Raw genomic sequence first — 16,950 nt, 5'->3', positions numbered from 1 at the left:
CTGAGTCTCTACCCCCCGATCTTAGTTGAAGGATAGAGACTTAAGCCGTCACCGATAGGCCATCCACCAAAATTGAAGGGGTGTAGCACGATCCGTGCCAAGCGGCGTCGTTGCCGAGCGCGATGACTTGATTGAGGGCATCGTAAACGTTCCCCGATACCAACGTATCCTTGACCCGGCCCACAATTTTGCCCTTTTTGACCCGGTAGCCGAGATCGACGCTGATGGCAAAGTCGCCAGAGATGCTGCCGGAATCTCCTAAAAACTGATCCACGATCAGGCCGTCCTGGATCTCTGCCACGAGGGCCTCAAAACTGTCGTCTCCCGGTAGAACCATCAGGTTAAATAGGCCAGGGCTGGGATAGCGCTCCAATCCAGGCCGAAACCCATTCCCGGTACTGCCGCACCCCAACTGTCGCCCCGTCGTGCGATCCGTATAAAAAAGCTGTAGTTCGCCTTCTCGAATAAATTCGACGCGCCGGGTCGAGATGCCTTCGTCGTCAAAGGGGCATCCAAACGGCCCAATGTGGGGGTCTTGCAGTAGCGTCAGCAACGGGGAAACGACGGGTTCGCACAGGCGATCGCTCCAGGGCGAGGCATTTTCAATCACTCGCTTGCTGCTGAGAGCGGCTTCGACTGTGGTCCAGAGAAGGTCGGCAGCTTTTCCGGCAAACAAAATGGGCATTCTACCGATGGGAGGCGTGCTGCGAGATTTAGCCCATCGCAAGCGCGCCGCAATGCTTTCTACAAATTCAGCAATATCTAGGGTGGTATGTCGGGTTTGCTCGGCTTCGACGCACAAAAAATCTTCGCCTCTCACCCATTCGGCAGATCCGTAAACTGAATTCATGTGGCTGGTATAGCGACAGGCTAACCCCTTAGAATTCAGCATTGCGGTGGTGGAGGTTTCGGTGTCTAGCTCTAGTACGCACTGAAGGTCTTTTTTGGGGTCTGTGGCGAGCAGGCCGGACAGGGCTTTTTCTCCCCAGTGAATGAGCTGTCGAACTTCCACGGGTTCGCCGTACTGCCCGCTGACTATTTCGGGCGGTATGGCTGTTAACTCAATTTGTTCCGGTTCGTTGAGCTGACTGAGGGCGATCGCCGTCTCTACCAACCGTATCGGTTCCATCTTCCCATAGGTGACGGCCAGTCCGGGACGGCCTTCTACCCAAAGCCGCAGCGAGGTGCCTGCCGAATCTCGAGTTTCAATCTGCTTGAGGACATTGGCTTCAAATAAAACAGGCCGATTGATAGAATGCACTGCAAACACTTCTGCCGCTTCCGCACCGGCTTGTAAAGCAGTATCAATCAGTTGCTCTGCAAATGATGAACCATCGGATTGCGTCATGGCTCGTCCCTAGTCTAAGTCGAGGGTCTGCAAGAGCCAAAATCCCGCAAACGATTCTTCCTTTGGGCCTGACTGGACGGCTAAGAAATGAACCTGCTGTGCCGACTGCTTCGCCCGTTCGAAGTCAGTTGCTTCTTTTTGCAAGTCGGCTTTACCAAGGGGGGCAACCACCCAACGATCGTTCAAGCCTGTTTCGAGCAGGAGGCGGGGGGCTGGCTTTGCTTCGTAGAACAGCGAAGCGACTTCTAATCCAGACATCCAGCCTGCTAGGGGGATGGCCCGCCGCGAGAAGATGACCAGACCGGGGACTGCCGTGTCGGGGTCGAGTGCCAGCAGTTCGAGGGGAATGCCGTCGCGGAAGGTGATGTCCCATTCGTTCATTTCGGCGAGGTCGCCAAATTTGAGCGAGACAAAGGACCAGCCATCTCCCACCAGCGCGTCGGGGAGGGGGAGGGCCGGAGCTGGCTCGAATTTGGGCGGCGGGGCCATGTTGGGCTGATACCCCGGATGTTCTGGGTAGACAGACTGCGATCGCTCCTGCAACCACTGCACCATGGCGTAGGTCCGACGGCTTTGCTGCGCCGGAATACCAGCCCCTTCGCAGGCCCGCATGATAATGGCGGTCATGGGGCGTCGGAAAAAGCGGATTTTTTCGGGGCGGGTCGCGTCGCTCACTTCAAACTGGGTGTGCCAAGCGGCGATCGCCTCTTCTAGAGCATTCTGAAGCCAGCGCGCGTTTGCTTCCGAGCCAGCGCAGTACCGAGCAAACTCGAAGGTGCGTTCTGCATTGCAGATTAAGACCTCCCACAGTTTCTTTCCCCGCTCGTCCAAGATGGGTCGAGAATAGAAATCGATTTCCCAAACTTCTGTCATGCAACCCTAGATCGAATTCTCACAAACCTTGTCTTGCGGATCGGGGCATTGCCGCCCGCGATCGCTCCTTCCAGCATACTGGTCTGGGTTGCTTCTCTGTTGCTGGGATGCAAAATAAATTCTCGGACGAACGACTAACGGGCAAAACGAGAGGATGCGCCGCTCACTTGCGATTCAAGGGCCAAGAGACGCTTGATGCGGTCTTCTGTGGCCGGATGGGTAGAAAATAGGCTTCGCATTAAGTTTCGAGGCAATGGGTTCACAATGAGCAGCGGTGCAAAGGCAGGACTTCCCTCTAGGGGCCGTTGCGTTGCCGATGACTCCAAACGCTGGAGCGCTTTTGCTAAAGCTCTGGGATTTCCAGTCAGACGAGCCGCTCCGGCATCGGCAGCAAACTCGCGGGTGCGCGAAATGCCCAGTTGAATTACCGTGGCGGCTAAGGGTGCGACAAAAATAGTGACCAGCAAGCCGATGGGATTCGGGCCTCGATCGCCATCTCGGCTGCCGCCAAAGAAGAACATGCTGTAGCTCGCCATTTGGCCGAGGTAGGCGATCGCCCCGCCCACCGTCGCTGCAACGGCCTGAGTCAAGGTATCGCGATTGGCAATGTGGCTCAGCTCGTGGGCGATCACCCCTTCCAGTTCATCTTCGGGCAGGAAGCGTACGATGCCTTCCGTGACCGCAACAGCCGCGTGGGAAGGATCTCGTCCCGTGGCAAATGCATTCATGCTATCGCTGGGAATCAGATAGATCCCCGGCATGGGTAGATTCGCACGTTGGGTCAAGCGTTGCACGATTCGATAGATGGAGGGGAGAGACTCCGGGGAAATTGGCTGAGCGCCGTAGGCTGCCAAAGCAATCTTGTCTGAGAAAAACCAGGAGCCGAGGTTCATCGCGGCGGCCAGACCCAAGCCAATTAGGGAGCCATAGGAGCTGCCAAACAAGAGCGTGCTTACAGCAATCAAAAGACCGCTCAAGAGACCTAAAAGCGCAACGGTTTTGATCTGATTCATGGTCGGTTCTGCATTTTTAGCAGCGTATTAGTGGATTGACGTCGCTGAAGCTGACGCGTTCTTTAGGTCTATTGTATATAGTGTAGTTGTCGGCTCAGCAGTCAGTAATACGCACCGATCGGTTCGGGATTCTCGACTCGATCGGACAACTCCTCCGCGATTAGGGTTCGGATTCGGCCAAGTGAATGCCGCGACCAATAAATTTTGTCACCCATACTTCTAAATCGGGGTCCGGTAGCTCGATTTGGATCTGGGTTGCGATGCGTTGCGCCTCTTCTCGGGTTGCAGCCAGGGCAAAGACCGTCGGCCCAGAGCCTGACATCATCGCGCCGAGGGGCGATTGAATCGCCAGCTTTTCTCTCAGCAATCCAACTTGGGGATGGTGCCCGAGTACCACTTTTTCGAGGTCGTTGTGAAGCGATCGCCCGATGGACGCCGGGTCGCGATGGGCGATCGCCCCCAATAAGCCCACAGACGGTCCGGTGCGTCGCCGTTCTTGCTGGGCGGCGGGCGTGTTGGCGTAGGTCGCGCCAAACTCGTGCCGATAGGTTTGGTAAGCCCAGGGGGTAGAGACGGAGAGGCTTTGATATTTGGCTAAGACCGCATAAAGTCGGTCGAGATCGGGAAGGGGCGACAGTTCTTCGCCGCGTCCGAGCGCCAGCGCCGTGCCGCCAGAGATGCAGAACGGCATATCGGAGCCTAACTTGGCCGCCAGCGCGCAAAGTTCGTCTTGTGTCAGCCCTAGGTTCCACATGAGGTCTAGGCCTACCAAGACCGCCGCTCCGTCCGCCGAACCGCCCGCCAACCCGGCTCCAATGGGAATCTTTTTTTGGATGGTAATATCTACGCCACCGCGCCCTGGAAAACAATCCTGCATCAGCTTTGCGGCGCGATAGGCGAGATTGCTCTCATCGAGGGGGACCTGGGGATGGGTGCAGTGGAGGGAAATGCGATCGCCCCCTAAAGGCTTCAGTTCCAGTTCGTCAGCCAAGTCTACGCTCTGCATCACCATCACCAGCTCGTGAAATCCATCGGGACGATCTCCGACGATCTCGAGCAGTAAATTAATTTTGGCTGGAGCGATCAGGTGATAGGAGCGCATAAAACTTCAGCAACTAGGATGCGGCAGCAGGTGTCAGACGGCGGCTCAACGCCACCCAGTCTGCCACGCCCAATTCTTCGGCACGGGCTTGGGGATTGACGTCGATTTCCTCAAGTATGACGGTTAAGCGGTCTGGCTCCACAATAGATTTGAAATTATTGCGTAACATTTTGCGACGGCTTTGAAACCCCAACCGCACCAGCGTCGAAAACCATTGAGGCTGCTCTGCAGGGTCGGGGTACGGGCGGGGCCGCAGCCGCACGACGGCAGAATCCACCTTTGGTGGCGGAAAAAAGGACTTAGCCACTACATCGCAAATCCAGTCGCACTCTGCTAAGTATTGGCAGTGGACCGACAGCGCGCCGTAGATTCTAGAACCCGGTTTAGCGGTAATCCGCTGTGCGACTTCCTTTTGCACCAGCAGCACTAGGCTGTTAAAGGGTGGGTTTGTCGGCTGCGCGATCGTCCCCAATACGCGATCCAAAATGGGTCCCGTGATGTTGTAGGGAATGTTGGCGACTACTTTATTGGGATAGGACGCTGGTGGGAGAAATGCACCCAGATCCATCTCTAAAATGTCGCCTTGTAGCAGTAAAAACCGCTCGTTCTTGCCAAATCTCGCGACCAGCTTCGGGCAAAGGTCTCGGTCGATCTCTATCGCAGTGACCGAGGCCGGGGTTTGCAACAAAAATTCAGTCAGCGCGCCCGTGCCGGGGCCAATTTCTAAAACGCGATCGCCCTCTTGTAAATCTGCTGCCTTTACGATGGAGTGCAATGCCTTCTCGCTGCGGAGCCAATGCTGACCAAACTGTTTGCGAGGGTGAGCCACATGGAAGTCCTAGGGATGGTTTTAGTGCGTCAATCTCGTATGATATCTTAGGTAAGCGCCTGGGGGCGTGGCGGAATGGTAGACGCTACGGACTTAAAATCCGTTGACCGCAAGGTCGTATGGGTTCAAGTCCCTTCGCCCCCATCTAAGCTAAAAAACGGCTCTTTGCCTCAACCAAAGGGTCGTTTTTTGATGCATTGCGATATTGCAATAATGCATCTGTTCTGGATCGATTTTATCGATTACTATCTCAATACTTCTACAGGATGGACCTGTTGCAGAGCGAAAAATCTAAATAACAGCAGAACCAGGGAACAAAATAACTAAAAAAAGCGACATTTGGTTGAGTCCCCTCACTTACGACGTAAAAATCTATGATCTCCAAAACTACTCAGCGTTTCTTGCCCGCTACTTTAGGTCTAGCTTTTGCCTTGGGGCTTTTGGCGAATGTTGCAGCTCGAGCTACAACGCCAGTCAAAATGACTCAGGGTTCAGGCACAATGCAATCTCCAGGGATGATGAAGTCGCCAGGGATGATGAGGAAAGTTCCCACCCAAAAAACGCCAGCTAAGACGGGTACGGTTGTGGACGTTGCGTCTGGCATAAGCGACTTTTCCACGCTCGTGGCTGCTATCAAGGCGGCTGAGTTGACAACTACGCTATCGAGTCGCGGCCCTTTTACCGTGTTTGCGCCTACTAATGCGGCATTTGACAAGTTGCCAAAGGGTACCGTGGAAACATTGCTAAAACCGGAGAATAAGGCAAAGCTGCGAAAAGTTCTGACTTACCATGTAGTGCCTGGAAAGGTTCTCTCCACAGCAATTAAACCAGGTCCGGTAAAGACCGTTGAGGGCAGCACGGTCAATCTTCAGACTAGCGGCGGGAACGTAACGGTCAATACCGCAAAGGTGGTCAAAGCGGATGTGGCTGCTAGCAATGGCGTGATTCACGTTATCGATACGGTGATTTTGCCTCCCAATCTGTAATGGCTTCTATGCGGGTCGCTCGTCTGATGCTTTAACCCGTCCCTCTCAAGATTGAAAAAAAGGTTGACGTTACGACGTCAACCTTTTTCGTTCGTACATATCAGAGAATGTGTCTCGCGATTTCGACAAAACCGTCTGCCTCTAACGCCGCAGTTATTTAAGGCCAATGGTGTGACGTTTGATTTTCCGATTTCATCGGGGTTGGATGTGGAATTTATTTGATTGCAGCAGCGGGTATCTGTACAGTTAATCCTAGATTGCGCGAGACGAACTTTAATGAGCTAAAAGCGGCAGCATTGAGGGGAACGTCCAGATGTCCGACGCCGAAACCACCTTGCATCCAAGGCCAAACGAAATCTTTATCTCCTACTCGCGCCGCGATAAAAGTTTTGTCCAAAAACTGGATCGGGCGTTTCGACAGGTCAACCGCGACCCCTGGATCGACTGGGAAGATATTCAAGAGGGCGAACTCTGGAGAGAAGCCATTCATCGGGGCATTATTGCCGCCGATGTCGTCATTTGCGCGATCAGCCCGGACTCCGTGCTGTCTCAAGAATGCCGGGTGGAAATTGAATATGCCCTCAAGCTCAACAAGCGCATCATTCCAGTGTTGGTCCGCGACACCGAAGGAATTCATCCTGCCCTGGCAGAAATTAACTGGATCTTTTTCCGGGAAAGCGATGACTTTGACACAGCTTTTCAAAAGCTGCTGAGCGCGATCGACACCGAACAGTCCCACGTCCAGATGCATACCCGCCTCCTCGGTCGAGCGATCGAGTGGGAGCGCGGTCGCGATGACGGGTTCCTTTTGCGGGGGCAAGACCTCGCCAATGCCGAACAATGGTTGGCGGCATCGCCCGGCAAAGATCCGCCTGCGACCCAAATTCAGCGTTTGTATCTGGCCAAAAGTCGCGAAGTCGAGACCGCAGATCGCCGCCTCGCCGCAGCGGGACGCAAAGCCCGACGAATCATTGCCTTGAGCGCCGTCACCCTGACGGTCACGGCAATATCCACGTTTGCGATCGTCAGACACGCCTGGCAAGAGGTCGTTCGATTGAAGCAGCAAACGCAAGTCCTGCAAACGCAAATTAGAGATTTAGACGCAAGAGCGCGAGAGCTGAGCGATAGCAACGACGCGTTGATTGCTTTCTTAAAACAGTCGGGCTTCACGGACGAGCGCATTCAACTGCTCTTGGACGGTTCCCAGACCGACCTTACCGCTCAGGTGGCTCAAGTTGGCGCAGCAGATCGGTACTACCGCAAAACGGTTGCAAGACTCAAAGGCGAAGAAAGCAACATTCCTCAGTCTTCTCCAAGCGACCCTGGCGAAACGGAAAATTTATGGCCCGGTGCCGCTCCCACCCCCTCCAGTTCGCCATTCCCCATCCTCCTGCGACCGTCCCCAGTCACCATCGAATACTACCCCAAAGACATCGATCCGCAGTCGATCCAGCAGGCTTTAACCAAACTGGGCTTTAACCTGAAGCTCCAAACGCCAACGGTGACAGATGTCCCGATCAACATCATCTACTACGGCAAAAATGTCCGCGAAGCGGATGTCAAGCTGGTTGCCTACGTCCTTCAGCGCGCGGGCGTGCAGCTCAAGGCCATTCAACCCTTTAGGGCGCTGGCCGAGTCCAAAGCCTGGGTGATTCAAGTGGGCGCGTTGAGCCAGCTCAAAGATCGCCGCCCGATTTCGGCAGCAGAGATCGACCGCTCTCCTTTGCCCTTACCGCGTCAAGGCTATTGAGCGCCTAGGCTTCAATTGGGGCGAAAGTAAACGGTCATTTCTCGATCTTCAGCGCCCACGAAAATAGGTGCTGTGGTGCGCAGGAGTCCGTTGTTGCCCACAAAAATTTTGCCTTGTCCTGGAACCCCGTCTACTGCCGTAATCGATAAGATCTGACCGCTTTTGGTCGCTTCGAGCTGTCCCTGAAAAACTACCGTTTTAGCCTTGGGTTCGTTAGCTACGAGGGTCAAACGAGAAACGTTTTTTACCGTACTGACCGTAACGCGCGTGAGGCCATATCGTTCTTCCTTGGCCTTTGCCGTGGACGGGTACATCACCAAAGCGCCTTGCCCCGGATAGGACGGTATTGGGCTGGCAGCCGCACTGGTCTGACTCTTGACGGTCTGCGGCGCGAGCGGTTCAGAGGCGGTTTCCTCCGGGGCAGGAGCCTCTTCTAAGGTCAAGCGTCCGGTAGCTTTCACCTCGCCTTTCAAGAGCGGGCCATTTCCAAACATAGAGCAGGCCGCTTTATCTTGCGTTTTGAGCCCTACCGTCTGGCAAGAAATATCGAGGGTGTATTGGGGAGATTGGCGGTCTTTTCTGTACTGATATCGCGCTAAAAAAGACTTATAGCCGCTGCGACCCAGGTATAGCTTGGAATTGGGCGCAACCGTCCAAGTGTAGGCGTCCATCCGTTGGCGATCGCCATTCCCCCCAGTCAGGACTACAGCGCCCAGGTTATCGGATGCGAGCGTCGTATTCTCGACAGGCAGCGCGACGACGGTTTGCTTGAGCTGCACTTGGAGCTGCTTCAGCTCGTCTGTCGAGGTTTTGGCCTCAAATGCGAGCACGGAACCCTGATTCTGTATCTCTGTAGCTTGTGCCAGATGCGAGAAGCGAGGAAGAGGTCTATTTTGCTGGGTACCCGGAAGCGCTTTTGCCCCCGAGCCGATCGCCCCCCATCCCGCCAGCATCAATAGAACAATCCCGTACTTCATTCTGAGATCCGGTGCCATAAGTGCCTCGTTTGAACGCCATTTCACGTTAATAGGATACGCCCATAGCTAAACCAGCGCATCGCTGCCTAGAGGTGACGCAAAATTATGAAACTTGTGCCGGTAAGTTCGGTTATCTGGATATTCTCACCCGCTGCAAGCGGATTTGAACGGGCTACAATATGGTTGCTCAGAGTTAGCACTCCAGCTAAGAGAGTGCTAATCCCTTTTAGATTAAGGATTTGCCCAGGCTAGCTGACTTGCACAGCCCTATTGTGCGTCTTGCTCTGCTCTGGCAATTGTTCAACCAGCCCATCTCGAGGAAGCGTAAGAATGTCCAAACTGCTCGTCTTTGATGAAGAATCTCGTCGCGCCCTAGAACGGGGCGTCAATGCTCTAGCCGATGCCGTACGGATTACCCTCGGCCCTAAAGGGCGGAATGTCGTTCTTGAAAAAAAATATGGCGCGCCCCACATCGTGAATGATGGGGTCACAATTGCGAAGGAAGTAGAACTCGAAGACCCATTCGAGAATGCTGGCGCTCAGCTCATGCGCGAAGTGGCCTCCAAAACCAACGACGTGGCTGGAGACGGCACGACGACCGCGACGGTTTTGGCTCAGGCGCTCATTCGCGAAGGCATGAAAAACGTCGCGGCAGGGGCAAACCCGGTGGCGCTGCGACGGGGTATCGACCGCACCATCGATGCGCTGGTCAAAGAAATTGAGGCCATGGCGAAACCTGTGGAGGGAGACGCGATCGCCCAGGTTGCATCCATCTCTGCCGGCAACGACCCCGATGTGGGCGCGATGATTGCCGAGGCGATGAACAAGGTGGGTCGCGATGGCGTGATCACGGTAGAAGAGTCCAAGTCTCTGGCAACCGAGATGGACATCGTAGAAGGGATGCAGTTGGATCGCGGCTACATTTCGCCCTACTTTGTCACCGATGCAGAACGGATGGTGACAGATCTCGTCAACGCCCGCATTTTGATCGTTGACAAGAAGGTATCCAGCATTCAAGAGCTAGTGACGACTCTGGAAAAAGTAGCCCGCGCAGGCGAGCCGTTGCTGATTATTGCGGAAGATATTGAAGGCGAAGCGCTGGCAACCCTGGTGGTCAACAAGCTGCGCGGCGTGCTGAACGTGGTTGCCATTAAGTCTCCTGGGTTTGGCGATCGCCGGAAGGCCATGCTAGAAGACATTGCCGTGCTCACGGGCGGTCAGGTCATTTCTGAAGAGGTGGGTCTGTCCCTCGATCGCGTAGAGCTAGAAATGTTGGGTCAGGCCCAGCGCGTCACCATCACCAAGGACACCACTACCATTATTTCAGAAGCAGGCAACCGTCCCGACTTGGACAAGCGGGTGGAGCAGCTTCGCCGTCAGTTGGCGGAAACCGACTCGGATTACGACAAGGAAAAGCTGCAAGAGCGGATCGCGAAACTGGCGGGCGGCGTTGCGGTGATCAAAATTGGGGCGGCTACCGAAACCGAACTCAAGGATCGCAAGCTACGCTTTGAAGACGCGCTGAATGCAACCAAGGCCGCCGTGGCCGAGGGAATCGTTCCTGGTGGCGGTACCACGCTGATTCACCTGGTCAAGAAGGTGGAAGAAATCAAGGCGACCTTAGGCGAAGAAGAGGCGATCGGGGCCGATATCGTGCGTCGCGCTCTAGAAGCGCCCCTGCGTCAGATTGCTGACAATGCCGGGGTAGAAGGCTCTGTCGTGGTCGAGAACGTTCGATCTAAGGGTTTCCCCATCGGTTACAACGCCCAGGATGGAACCTACGAAGACATGATCGCTGCTGGTATCATCGACCCCGCTAAGGTGGTTCGGGCCGGTCTTCAAAACGCTGGCTCGATCGCCGGACTGGTGCTCACCACTGAAGTGATTGTGGTTGATAAGCCCGAGAAACAAGCTGCCGCGCCTGACATGGGTGGCATGGGCGGCATGGGTGGTATGGGCGGCATGGGTGGCATGGGCGGCATGGGCATGATGTAGGTCGTGCTTTGGATGCTCGAATTCTTCTGGAAGATGAGCGCCATCCCTAGAAAGCCATCGGTCGTTTTACAACGATGAGATTGAAAAGGGCGATCGCAATATTGCGATCGCCCTTTTTTCTGCCTTTGAATGCTTGTTCTCGTTTGCTACGAGCGGCGATCGCAGATGTTTTTCTTTTGCTGGTAGGCGTTTGGTACTATGTTACTTACAAATTCAACCAGCAGAAGACCTCGAGTTAATCCTTATTTGGAGTGCAGCAGCAATAGATTCGATCTGAAGCCAATAATAATCGCCCCATGAATCGGCTGTTAAGCGCAATTTCGATCGGAATCAGCTCCTTCGTTGCCACCAATCTGGACGACATCGTAATTTTGACGATCTTTTTCTCCCAAGTTAGCTCCACCTTTCGCCGCCGCCATATTGTCCTAGGACAGTATTTAGGGTTTGCCGTTCTTTTGCTTGCGAGTCTTCCGGGTTACTTCGGGGGGTTGGTGCTTCCCCGAGCCTGGGTGGGCCTGCTGGGCTTTCTCCCCATTTGGATTGGCATCAGACAGTTGCTGAACAGAGAGGCGGGGAACCCCGAGGTCCAGGCTGTCTCAAGCGAACTGACCTTTGGACGCAAATCCGCTACGACGTCTTTCTGCGCTAGCATACTGAACCCGCAAACGTATCAAGTCGCTGCCGTCACTGTCGCGAATGGAGGAGATAATGTTGGACTCTACATTCCCCTCTTCGCCAGCAGCAGTTTCCCCAGACTTGTGGTTACCGTCAGTACTTTTTTAATCCTCGTGGGGGTTTGGTGCTGGGTTGCAGAGCGGCTGACGCGGCAAACGGCGATCGCCGCGCTCCTCGCGCGCTACGGACAGTTCGTCATGCCATTTGCCTCGATCGGGCTAGGTTTATACATTCTGGCCGACAGCGGCACCCCAAACATTCTCCGTTAACCTTTCCGAGAGATAGGATTGCTTTGAAGTAAAGTTTTCTGAGACGGATAGAATTCAACTGTCAATGTTTTGCGATCCATTGATTAAAGCCACGCAACCCCACAGACCACCATCGTTTTCTAGAAAAGGGTCTGGTGTAATAGAGTCAGGAAGCATGTTAGGCTTTTGGGGTCCATGACATTGCGCTGCGTTCGCCCGTGAAAACCTAGCGCAGTTAAAACCTTCGTCCCTTACTCATCCGACTTTCCGTACTGCATCCATGAAGTCATATCTTGCTGCGGCTATTCAAATGACTAGCCTTCCCGATTTACGTCATAACCTCTCTCAAGCAGAAGAGCTGATCGATCTAGCAGTGCGCAGAGGCGTAGAACTCGTCGGTTTGCCTGAAAACTTTGCATTTTTAGGCAATGAATCAGCCAAAATTCAACAGGCGGCTGAAATTGCGGCTGAGAGCGAGAAATTTCTCAAAACTGTAGCCCAACGCTACCAGATTGTAATTTTGGGCGGTGGGTTTCCAGCCCCCGTCAAAGACGGCAAGGTTTACAATACCGCGCTCCTGATCGGTGCCGATGGCAAAGAGTTGGCCCGCTATGAAAAAGTTCACCTCTTTGACGTAGAGCTTCCCGACGGCAACATCTACCAAGAATCCACCATGATTGTGGCGGGAGAAAAAAAGGCTCCGGTCTACGCTTCGGAACAGTTTGGCAATTTGGGGCTGTCGGTCTGCTATGACGTCCGTTTCCCAGAGCTCTATCGTGCCATGACCCAATCCGGGGCCAACGTATTATTTGTCCCCGCAGCATTTACTGCCTTTACGGGCAAAGATCATTGGCAAGTGCTGCTTCAGGCGCGGGCTATTGAAAACACGAGCTACGTCATCGCTCCCGCCCAGACCGGACAGCATAATTCTCGCAGGCAATCCCACGGCCATGCCATGATTGTCGATCCTTGGGGCGTGGTGCTGGCCGATGCCGGAACCGAGCCGGGAATGGCGATCGCCACGATCGAACCGCGCCGTCTCGAACAAGTGCGCCGTCAAATGCCCAGCTTGAACCATCGCGTATTTTAGCCAGAATTGTTCTGCTCGATAATATTACGGGCAACGGGGAACGATAAAGCCGACTTGTTGCGTCACAAAGGAATAGCTTTACCAAGACAATTGGTTTGAGAAGTGACGATCTCGGTCGAGCGGCATTATGATGTTGAGGCTGACGATCGCGCCGTGCTTTTTGTCGCACTCTCTGCCGATTGGACTTTAACTTTAGGTGCGGGCGCGCTAGCAGCGGCAGGCACTCGATCGACGATCGAACATCTGGGAATCGGGACTCGTCCTAAACCTAGTTGAAACATTTGTTTGAGGACGGAGACTCGCGGATGGGGGCATCTCTCAGATTTTGCCAAAAGCAATCGAAATATAAAGTAATGGCCCTCTTGGGCGGCATTGCAGGGAGCGTCGTCGGCTTCGGCCTTTTGACCGCTACGCCTGCTGTGGCGGCGCGATTGCAGTCTTGGCGCTTTGACGCCAATGCGAATCGGCTGGAATTTGCGACGGATGAAACGATCCAGCCACGCGTGCAGCTTTTGCCGACCCCCGTCCGGCTCGTGGTGGATTTGCCAGGTGTGAAGCTAGACCGTCCCACCTTAAACCAGTCCTACAGCGCTGCGGTTCGCTCCATTCGCGTGGGGCAGTTCGACGCTCAGACGGCCCGTATTGTGGTCGAGTTGTCTCCTGGCTATACCGTCGATCCGCAGCAGGTAAAGGTGAATGTCAACGCCAACGGCTTGTGGTCCATCGATTTGCCAACGCCCCAGTTCGTCCAAAATGCACCCGATACGACCGTTCCGAGCAGTTCTCCCCTAGCGCCCCCAGCGGAAAGCGGTCCGGGTAGCGCTAGGCCCATTGCCGCGCCTTTCTCCCCCGCGCCAGCGGCACCGACGCTTGCCAGTAGCTGGCTAGATGACGTGCTCGTTACAAAAGAGGGGTTATTCCTCAAGATCCGCCAGCCCGTTGCGGGGGCTCAGGTCGCACGCAGTCGAAACCGCCGAGAAATTTCTGTGGACTTGAACGGAGTAAGGGTTGCGGCTTCGCTGGCCCGGAACGACTACAGCATGAATTACCACGGCGTTCGTCGGGTTTCGGTTCGCCAGATTTCTGTCCAGCCTCCAGTGGCGCGGGTAACGCTCAGAGTCGATCGCGATAGCCCGGATTGGTCGATCGGTAACGGTCAATTGGGCGGCATGCTGATGCGACCCCAGGCAGGCGCTGCGGCGATCGCAAACACCAACCAGCCGACCGAAACCATCAGTTTGCTGCTCGGGCGCGCGGTCACCGCCGCCGCATCTAACAATTATTCTTCGTTTAAGCCGTCGCCGTCCTTTCTAGGGGGACAGTCCCTAGCAAACCTGCAAAATATTGCTTTAGGCGGCAGCCAGCTGTTAATTCAGGCCGATCGCCTCGTTCCCTACACGGTCGGCTGGGAAGGACCGCGCTACCGCATTACATTTCGCGGCGCGCAGTGGTCTACGAATATACGGGGGCCGCAGGCTGGCGCTGGCAGTGCCATCACAGATATTGCCCTGCGTCAGGAGGGTCAAAATGCCAGCATTTTAGTGACCCCAGCGCCTGGCGTCCGCATTGGCACGATCGGTCGAACCAACTCCCAGGGGATCGTGTTGAACTTGAGTCGCCCCGGCAGCAGCAGCGCTGCGCCTTCCGCCACCATTTTTCAGCCGAACGTCGTGCCGAATGCTGCCCAATTTCCGCAGCCCAATTTACCTCGACCCAACGGTCGCCGCGTGGTCGTCATCGATCCCGGCCACGGTGGCTCAGACCCCGGCGCCATCGGCATTGGCGGTCTGCGAGAAACCGACATCACTTTAGCCATGAGCCTGGAGGTGGTTCGACTTTTACAGCAGCAGGGTTTGCAGGTTTATCTCACCCGTTCCGACGAATCCCGAGAGGTGGATCTGCCGCCCCGCGTGGCGCTGGCGAAACAAGTGCGCGCCGACGTCTTTGTCAGCATTCACGCCAATTCCATTAACATGAGCCGACCGGATGTGAATGGAACGGAGACTTACTACGCGCCAGGTGCAGTAGCGGGAAGGGAACTGGCTCAAACGATTCTCAACAGCATTACCCGCAGCGTCAATATCCAAAGCCGAGGGTTGCGTGCGGCCCGGTTTTACGTGGTTCGCAATACGCCGATGCCCGCAACCTTGGTAGAAACGGGTTTTGTGACCGGAGCAGACGATGCGCCCAAGCTCAGAGATCCGAATTTTCAGCGGCAGATGGCAGCGGCGATCGCCAATGGCATCATCGAGTTTCTCAATCGTCGCTAGCGCCCCGGTCCGAGCGATAGGGATGCGATCGCGACAGGGTAAGCTAAGGCTGTACTGAAAAAGGCTTTGGCGAATGATGGGGTTTGATTTTAAAGTGCGTTTAACCCAAGTGCGAGTTCGACGCTGTTTGAGGGGATTGGGCTGGCTGGCCTCTTCCCTCGTTTTGGGGGCGGGCGGTGCCATCGCACATCGCGCAGTGCCCGCTGATTCGGCGCAGGTCACTGCTATAGAACGCGCTATTGCTGCGCCTAACCCCTCGAATTCAACCATCGCGCAGTTTTTTTATCCCCCAGCCGATCCAACGCCAGTGTTGCGGGTTATTGGTAAAGGTCAGGCCAAACTCCCTGCCGATTTTGCCCAACTGACCTTTGAATTTGGGATGCCCGATCGCGATAGGGGCTCTGCGGACCCGAGTAATAGTAAGCCTGAAGAATCCTCTACAACATTTTCGCAACGTTATGCTGCTGCAACCTCCCCAGTCTCTGAGTCGGCGCTTCAGTCCATTCTTAAGGCATTGCTGGCAATTGGGGTGCCCAAGGATCGGATTCAGATGACGGCGGAATTGGGCGAGACCGACAAAAACCCCCTCCCGTTTCCGTTGCCGTTTCCCTCAAAAGCCGCGATCTCTAGCGCCAAAATCGTCGTCAAGCAATCGCAGCCGACTCAAGCCGTGCTGTCTAAAATTGCGAGTACTGTGCGGAGTGCTGCTACAGGAAAAACCGATATTGCGCTCAAGCGGGTTCGGGTGAGCTATGCCCTCAAAGACTGTCAGGCGCTAGAGCTGGCAGTTTACCAGTCAGCCGTACAGAACGCTCGCAACCGGGCAACGGCGATCGCGACGGCCCTCAACGCAACGCTCAATCCGGTTCCGTCTGTCGCTCAGCCCATTTACGACCTGTTGTTTCTCGGTTGCGGGACGGGCCGTTCTTTTGCCTTGGATTCATCTTCCGAGTACGATCCGAATGCCGCACCAGATGTCGAGCTGTCGCGCGAAATTTTTGTGACCTATACGCTGAAAAACTGATCGTCAATACGTCGTCTAATACGCGAAGTGATGTCCGACCTGAAAACGGGCAGCTATTGTGTAAGGGCGCGAGATCTCGCGCCCTTACAATGCGATCGCTTCTTTGAGAGAAATCGTGCCGGATCTCTCCAAACGATTTTACTTTACGTCTAACTTAGCGGCAATTTTGCCGAGGGCACCTGCATTTCCTTTCAGCAAAGTATTGTTTTTCTCGACAAACGTACCTGTTAGTTCGGGTGGAGGGGTGAGGGGAATAGCCAGCTTCTCCAGAATGCCGGCAACGATCGACCGGTTTTGCAAGAGCAACTTGTGATTCTTTTCGGCAATGTCGGCGGCTTCTACAGGCGTTAGTGCTGGAACTGTCGCGCTTACTTTTTCGGCGATCGCCTTAAAGGTTTCCTGATTTTGCAAAATCAGCACTTGGTTTTGTTCCAGAGGGGTTCCCGTTGTCGGTAGTTCGCCTGTCGAGGTAATCCCTAATTTGGTAGCAATTTTTCGAGCAAGCGCTCGGTTATTGACCAGTAGTTCTCGGTTTTCAGTAATTAAAGCACTCTGATCGGCTTGGGCAATGGTAAAAGTGCGTTCTTGGCTCGGTAGCATCTCAGTGGCTTGCAGTATGGATGCTCGGGCCGTTAAGCTCGCGCTTCCCAAACTCGCAGCTAGCAAGCTCGCGATCGCACTCACAACTATTTTCATGGAAATGATACTCACTACATAACACGCCTAAATTGGAACGTCGATAGACTGATGCCTGCGACGCTGGAAGAAGC

15 protein-coding genes and 1 tRNA gene are annotated in these 16,950 nt (G+C 54.8%); 9 read left to right on the top strand and 7 right to left on the bottom strand.

The window, feature by feature from the left end; all coding sequences use genetic code 11:
• Window positions 1-40: 40 nt before the first annotated feature.
• The 5 genes from R6H26_RS23555 to rsmA all read right to left on the bottom strand — a co-directional run bounded on the left by R6H26_RS23555 (window position 41) and on the right by rsmA (window position 5,165).
• Window positions 41-1,348: a TldD/PmbA family protein gene (locus tag R6H26_RS23555; protein WP_404786031.1), complete on the bottom strand. Its 1,308-nt coding sequence runs from the start codon at window positions 1,346-1,348 to the stop codon at window positions 41-43.
• Window positions 1,349-1,357: 9 nt separating this feature from the next.
• Window positions 1,358-2,221, bottom strand: coding sequence for a Tab2/Atab2 family RNA-binding protein (locus R6H26_RS23550; RefSeq protein WP_404786029.1), 864 nt, complete (start codon window positions 2,219-2,221; stop codon window positions 1,358-1,360).
• Window positions 2,222-2,355: 134 nt separating this feature from the next.
• The gene (locus R6H26_RS23545) at window positions 2,356-3,234 is read right to left on the bottom strand and encodes a M48 family metalloprotease (protein ID WP_404786027.1); all 879 of its coding nucleotides are present in this window, start codon (window positions 3,232-3,234) and stop codon (window positions 2,356-2,358) included.
• A 160-nt stretch (window positions 3,235-3,394) separates the two neighbouring features.
• Window positions 3,395-4,336 carry a 4-(cytidine 5'-diphospho)-2-C-methyl-D-erythritol kinase gene (gene ispE / locus R6H26_RS23540; protein ID WP_404786025.1) on the bottom strand — a complete coding sequence of 314 codons (942 nt, stop codon included), beginning with the start codon at window positions 4,334-4,336 and terminating at the stop codon, window positions 3,395-3,397.
• A gap of 13 nt (window positions 4,337-4,349) precedes the next feature.
• Window positions 4,350-5,165, bottom strand: a complete 816-nt coding sequence (gene rsmA, locus R6H26_RS23535; protein ID WP_404786024.1) for a 16S rRNA (adenine(1518)-N(6)/adenine(1519)-N(6))-dimethyltransferase RsmA — start codon at window positions 5,163-5,165, stop codon at window positions 4,350-4,352.
• Between the two features lie 61 nt (window positions 5,166-5,226).
• Here rsmA and R6H26_RS23530 point away from each other — a divergent pair.
• The 3 genes from R6H26_RS23530 (at window position 5,227) to R6H26_RS23520 (ending at window position 7,901) form a co-directional block, all read left to right on the top strand.
• Window positions 5,227-5,309 (top strand) — tRNA-Leu (locus R6H26_RS23530).
• 230 nt (window positions 5,310-5,539) lie between these two features.
• Window positions 5,540-6,151 (top strand): fasciclin domain-containing protein, encoded by a 612-nt coding sequence (locus R6H26_RS23525; protein ID WP_404786023.1) that lies wholly within the window; start codon window positions 5,540-5,542, stop codon window positions 6,149-6,151.
• 313 nt (window positions 6,152-6,464) lie between these two features.
• Entirely contained in the window at window positions 6,465-7,901 is a 1,437-nt protein-coding gene (locus R6H26_RS23520) for a toll/interleukin-1 receptor domain-containing protein (RefSeq protein WP_404786021.1), read from the top strand.
• An 11-nt stretch (window positions 7,902-7,912) separates the two neighbouring features.
• Here R6H26_RS23520 and R6H26_RS23515 read toward each other — a convergent pair whose 3' ends face one another.
• The gene (locus tag R6H26_RS23515; RefSeq protein WP_404786020.1) at window positions 7,913-8,896 is read right to left on the bottom strand and encodes a hypothetical protein; all 984 of its coding nucleotides are present in this window, start codon (window positions 8,894-8,896) and stop codon (window positions 7,913-7,915) included.
• Between the two features lie 312 nt (window positions 8,897-9,208).
• Between R6H26_RS23515 and groL the strand changes: the two genes are divergently transcribed.
• The 6 genes from groL (at window position 9,209) to R6H26_RS23485 (ending at window position 16,180) form a co-directional block, all read left to right on the top strand.
• Window positions 9,209-10,873: a chaperonin GroEL gene (gene groL / locus R6H26_RS23510; protein WP_404786019.1), complete on the top strand. Its 1,665-nt coding sequence runs from the start codon at window positions 9,209-9,211 to the stop codon at window positions 10,871-10,873.
• Between the two features lie 296 nt (window positions 10,874-11,169).
• Window positions 11,170-11,817: a cadmium resistance transporter gene (locus tag R6H26_RS23505; protein ID WP_404786017.1), complete on the top strand. Its 648-nt coding sequence runs from the start codon at window positions 11,170-11,172 to the stop codon at window positions 11,815-11,817.
• A 259-nt stretch (window positions 11,818-12,076) separates the two neighbouring features.
• Window positions 12,077-12,886 (top strand): carbon-nitrogen hydrolase family protein, encoded by an 810-nt coding sequence (locus R6H26_RS23500; protein ID WP_404786015.1) that lies wholly within the window; start codon window positions 12,077-12,079, stop codon window positions 12,884-12,886.
• A 102-nt stretch (window positions 12,887-12,988) separates the two neighbouring features.
• A complete protein-coding gene (locus tag R6H26_RS23495; protein ID WP_404786014.1) occupies window positions 12,989-13,162 on the top strand; it encodes a hypothetical protein in 174 nt (57 codons plus the stop codon).
• 29 nt (window positions 13,163-13,191) lie between these two features.
• Entirely contained in the window at window positions 13,192-15,156 is a 1,965-nt protein-coding gene (locus tag R6H26_RS23490; protein ID WP_404786012.1) for an N-acetylmuramoyl-L-alanine amidase, read from the top strand.
• A gap of 73 nt (window positions 15,157-15,229) precedes the next feature.
• A complete protein-coding gene (locus R6H26_RS23485; RefSeq protein ID WP_404786010.1) occupies window positions 15,230-16,180 on the top strand; it encodes an SIMPL domain-containing protein in 951 nt (316 codons plus the stop codon).
• 138 nt (window positions 16,181-16,318) lie between these two features.
• Here the strand turns inward: R6H26_RS23485 and R6H26_RS23480 are convergent, their stop codons facing one another.
• Window positions 16,319-16,876, bottom strand: a complete 558-nt coding sequence (locus R6H26_RS23480) for a hypothetical protein (protein WP_404786009.1) — start codon at window positions 16,874-16,876, stop codon at window positions 16,319-16,321.
• Window positions 16,877-16,950 lie beyond the last annotated feature (74 nt).

The sequence above is a fragment of the Altericista sp. CCNU0014 genome (assembly GCF_044923475.1).
Taxonomy (GTDB): domain Bacteria; phylum Cyanobacteriota; class Cyanobacteriia; order Thermosynechococcales; family Thermosynechococcaceae; genus JAAURS01.
This window is presented reverse-complemented; position numbering and strand designations above follow the sequence as displayed.

What these genes read in the sequence shown, in the direction of transcription:
- R6H26_RS23515 (WP_404786020.1), bottom strand. Translation starts at nt 8,896, where the DNA reads ATGGCACCGGATCTCAGAATGAAGTACGGGATTGTTCTATTGATGCTG.
- R6H26_RS23545 (WP_404786027.1), bottom strand. Translation starts at nt 3,234, where the DNA reads ATGAATCAGATCAAAACCGTTGCGCTTTTAGGTCTCTTGAGCGGTCTT.
- R6H26_RS23485 (WP_404786010.1), top strand. Translation starts at nt 15,230, where the DNA reads ATGATGGGGTTTGATTTTAAAGTGCGTTTAACCCAAGTGCGAGTTCGA.
- groL (WP_404786019.1), top strand. Translation starts at nt 9,209, where the DNA reads ATGTCCAAACTGCTCGTCTTTGATGAAGAATCTCGTCGCGCCCTAGAA.
- R6H26_RS23490 (WP_404786012.1), top strand. Translation starts at nt 13,192, where the DNA reads ATGGGGGCATCTCTCAGATTTTGCCAAAAGCAATCGAAATATAAAGTA.
- R6H26_RS23555 (WP_404786031.1), bottom strand. Translation starts at nt 1,348, where the DNA reads ATGACGCAATCCGATGGTTCATCATTTGCAGAGCAACTGATTGATACT.
- R6H26_RS23480 (WP_404786009.1), bottom strand. Translation starts at nt 16,876, where the DNA reads ATGAAAATAGTTGTGAGTGCGATCGCGAGCTTGCTAGCTGCGAGTTTG.
- R6H26_RS23550 (WP_404786029.1), bottom strand. Translation starts at nt 2,221, where the DNA reads ATGACAGAAGTTTGGGAAATCGATTTCTATTCTCGACCCATCTTGGAC.
- R6H26_RS23505 (WP_404786017.1), top strand. Translation starts at nt 11,170, where the DNA reads ATGAATCGGCTGTTAAGCGCAATTTCGATCGGAATCAGCTCCTTCGTT.
- R6H26_RS23500 (WP_404786015.1), top strand. Translation starts at nt 12,077, where the DNA reads ATGAAGTCATATCTTGCTGCGGCTATTCAAATGACTAGCCTTCCCGAT.
- ispE (WP_404786025.1), bottom strand. Translation starts at nt 4,336, where the DNA reads ATGCGCTCCTATCACCTGATCGCTCCAGCCAAAATTAATTTACTGCTC.
- R6H26_RS23520 (WP_404786021.1), top strand. Translation starts at nt 6,465, where the DNA reads ATGTCCGACGCCGAAACCACCTTGCATCCAAGGCCAAACGAAATCTTT.
- R6H26_RS23525 (WP_404786023.1), top strand. Translation starts at nt 5,540, where the DNA reads ATGATCTCCAAAACTACTCAGCGTTTCTTGCCCGCTACTTTAGGTCTA.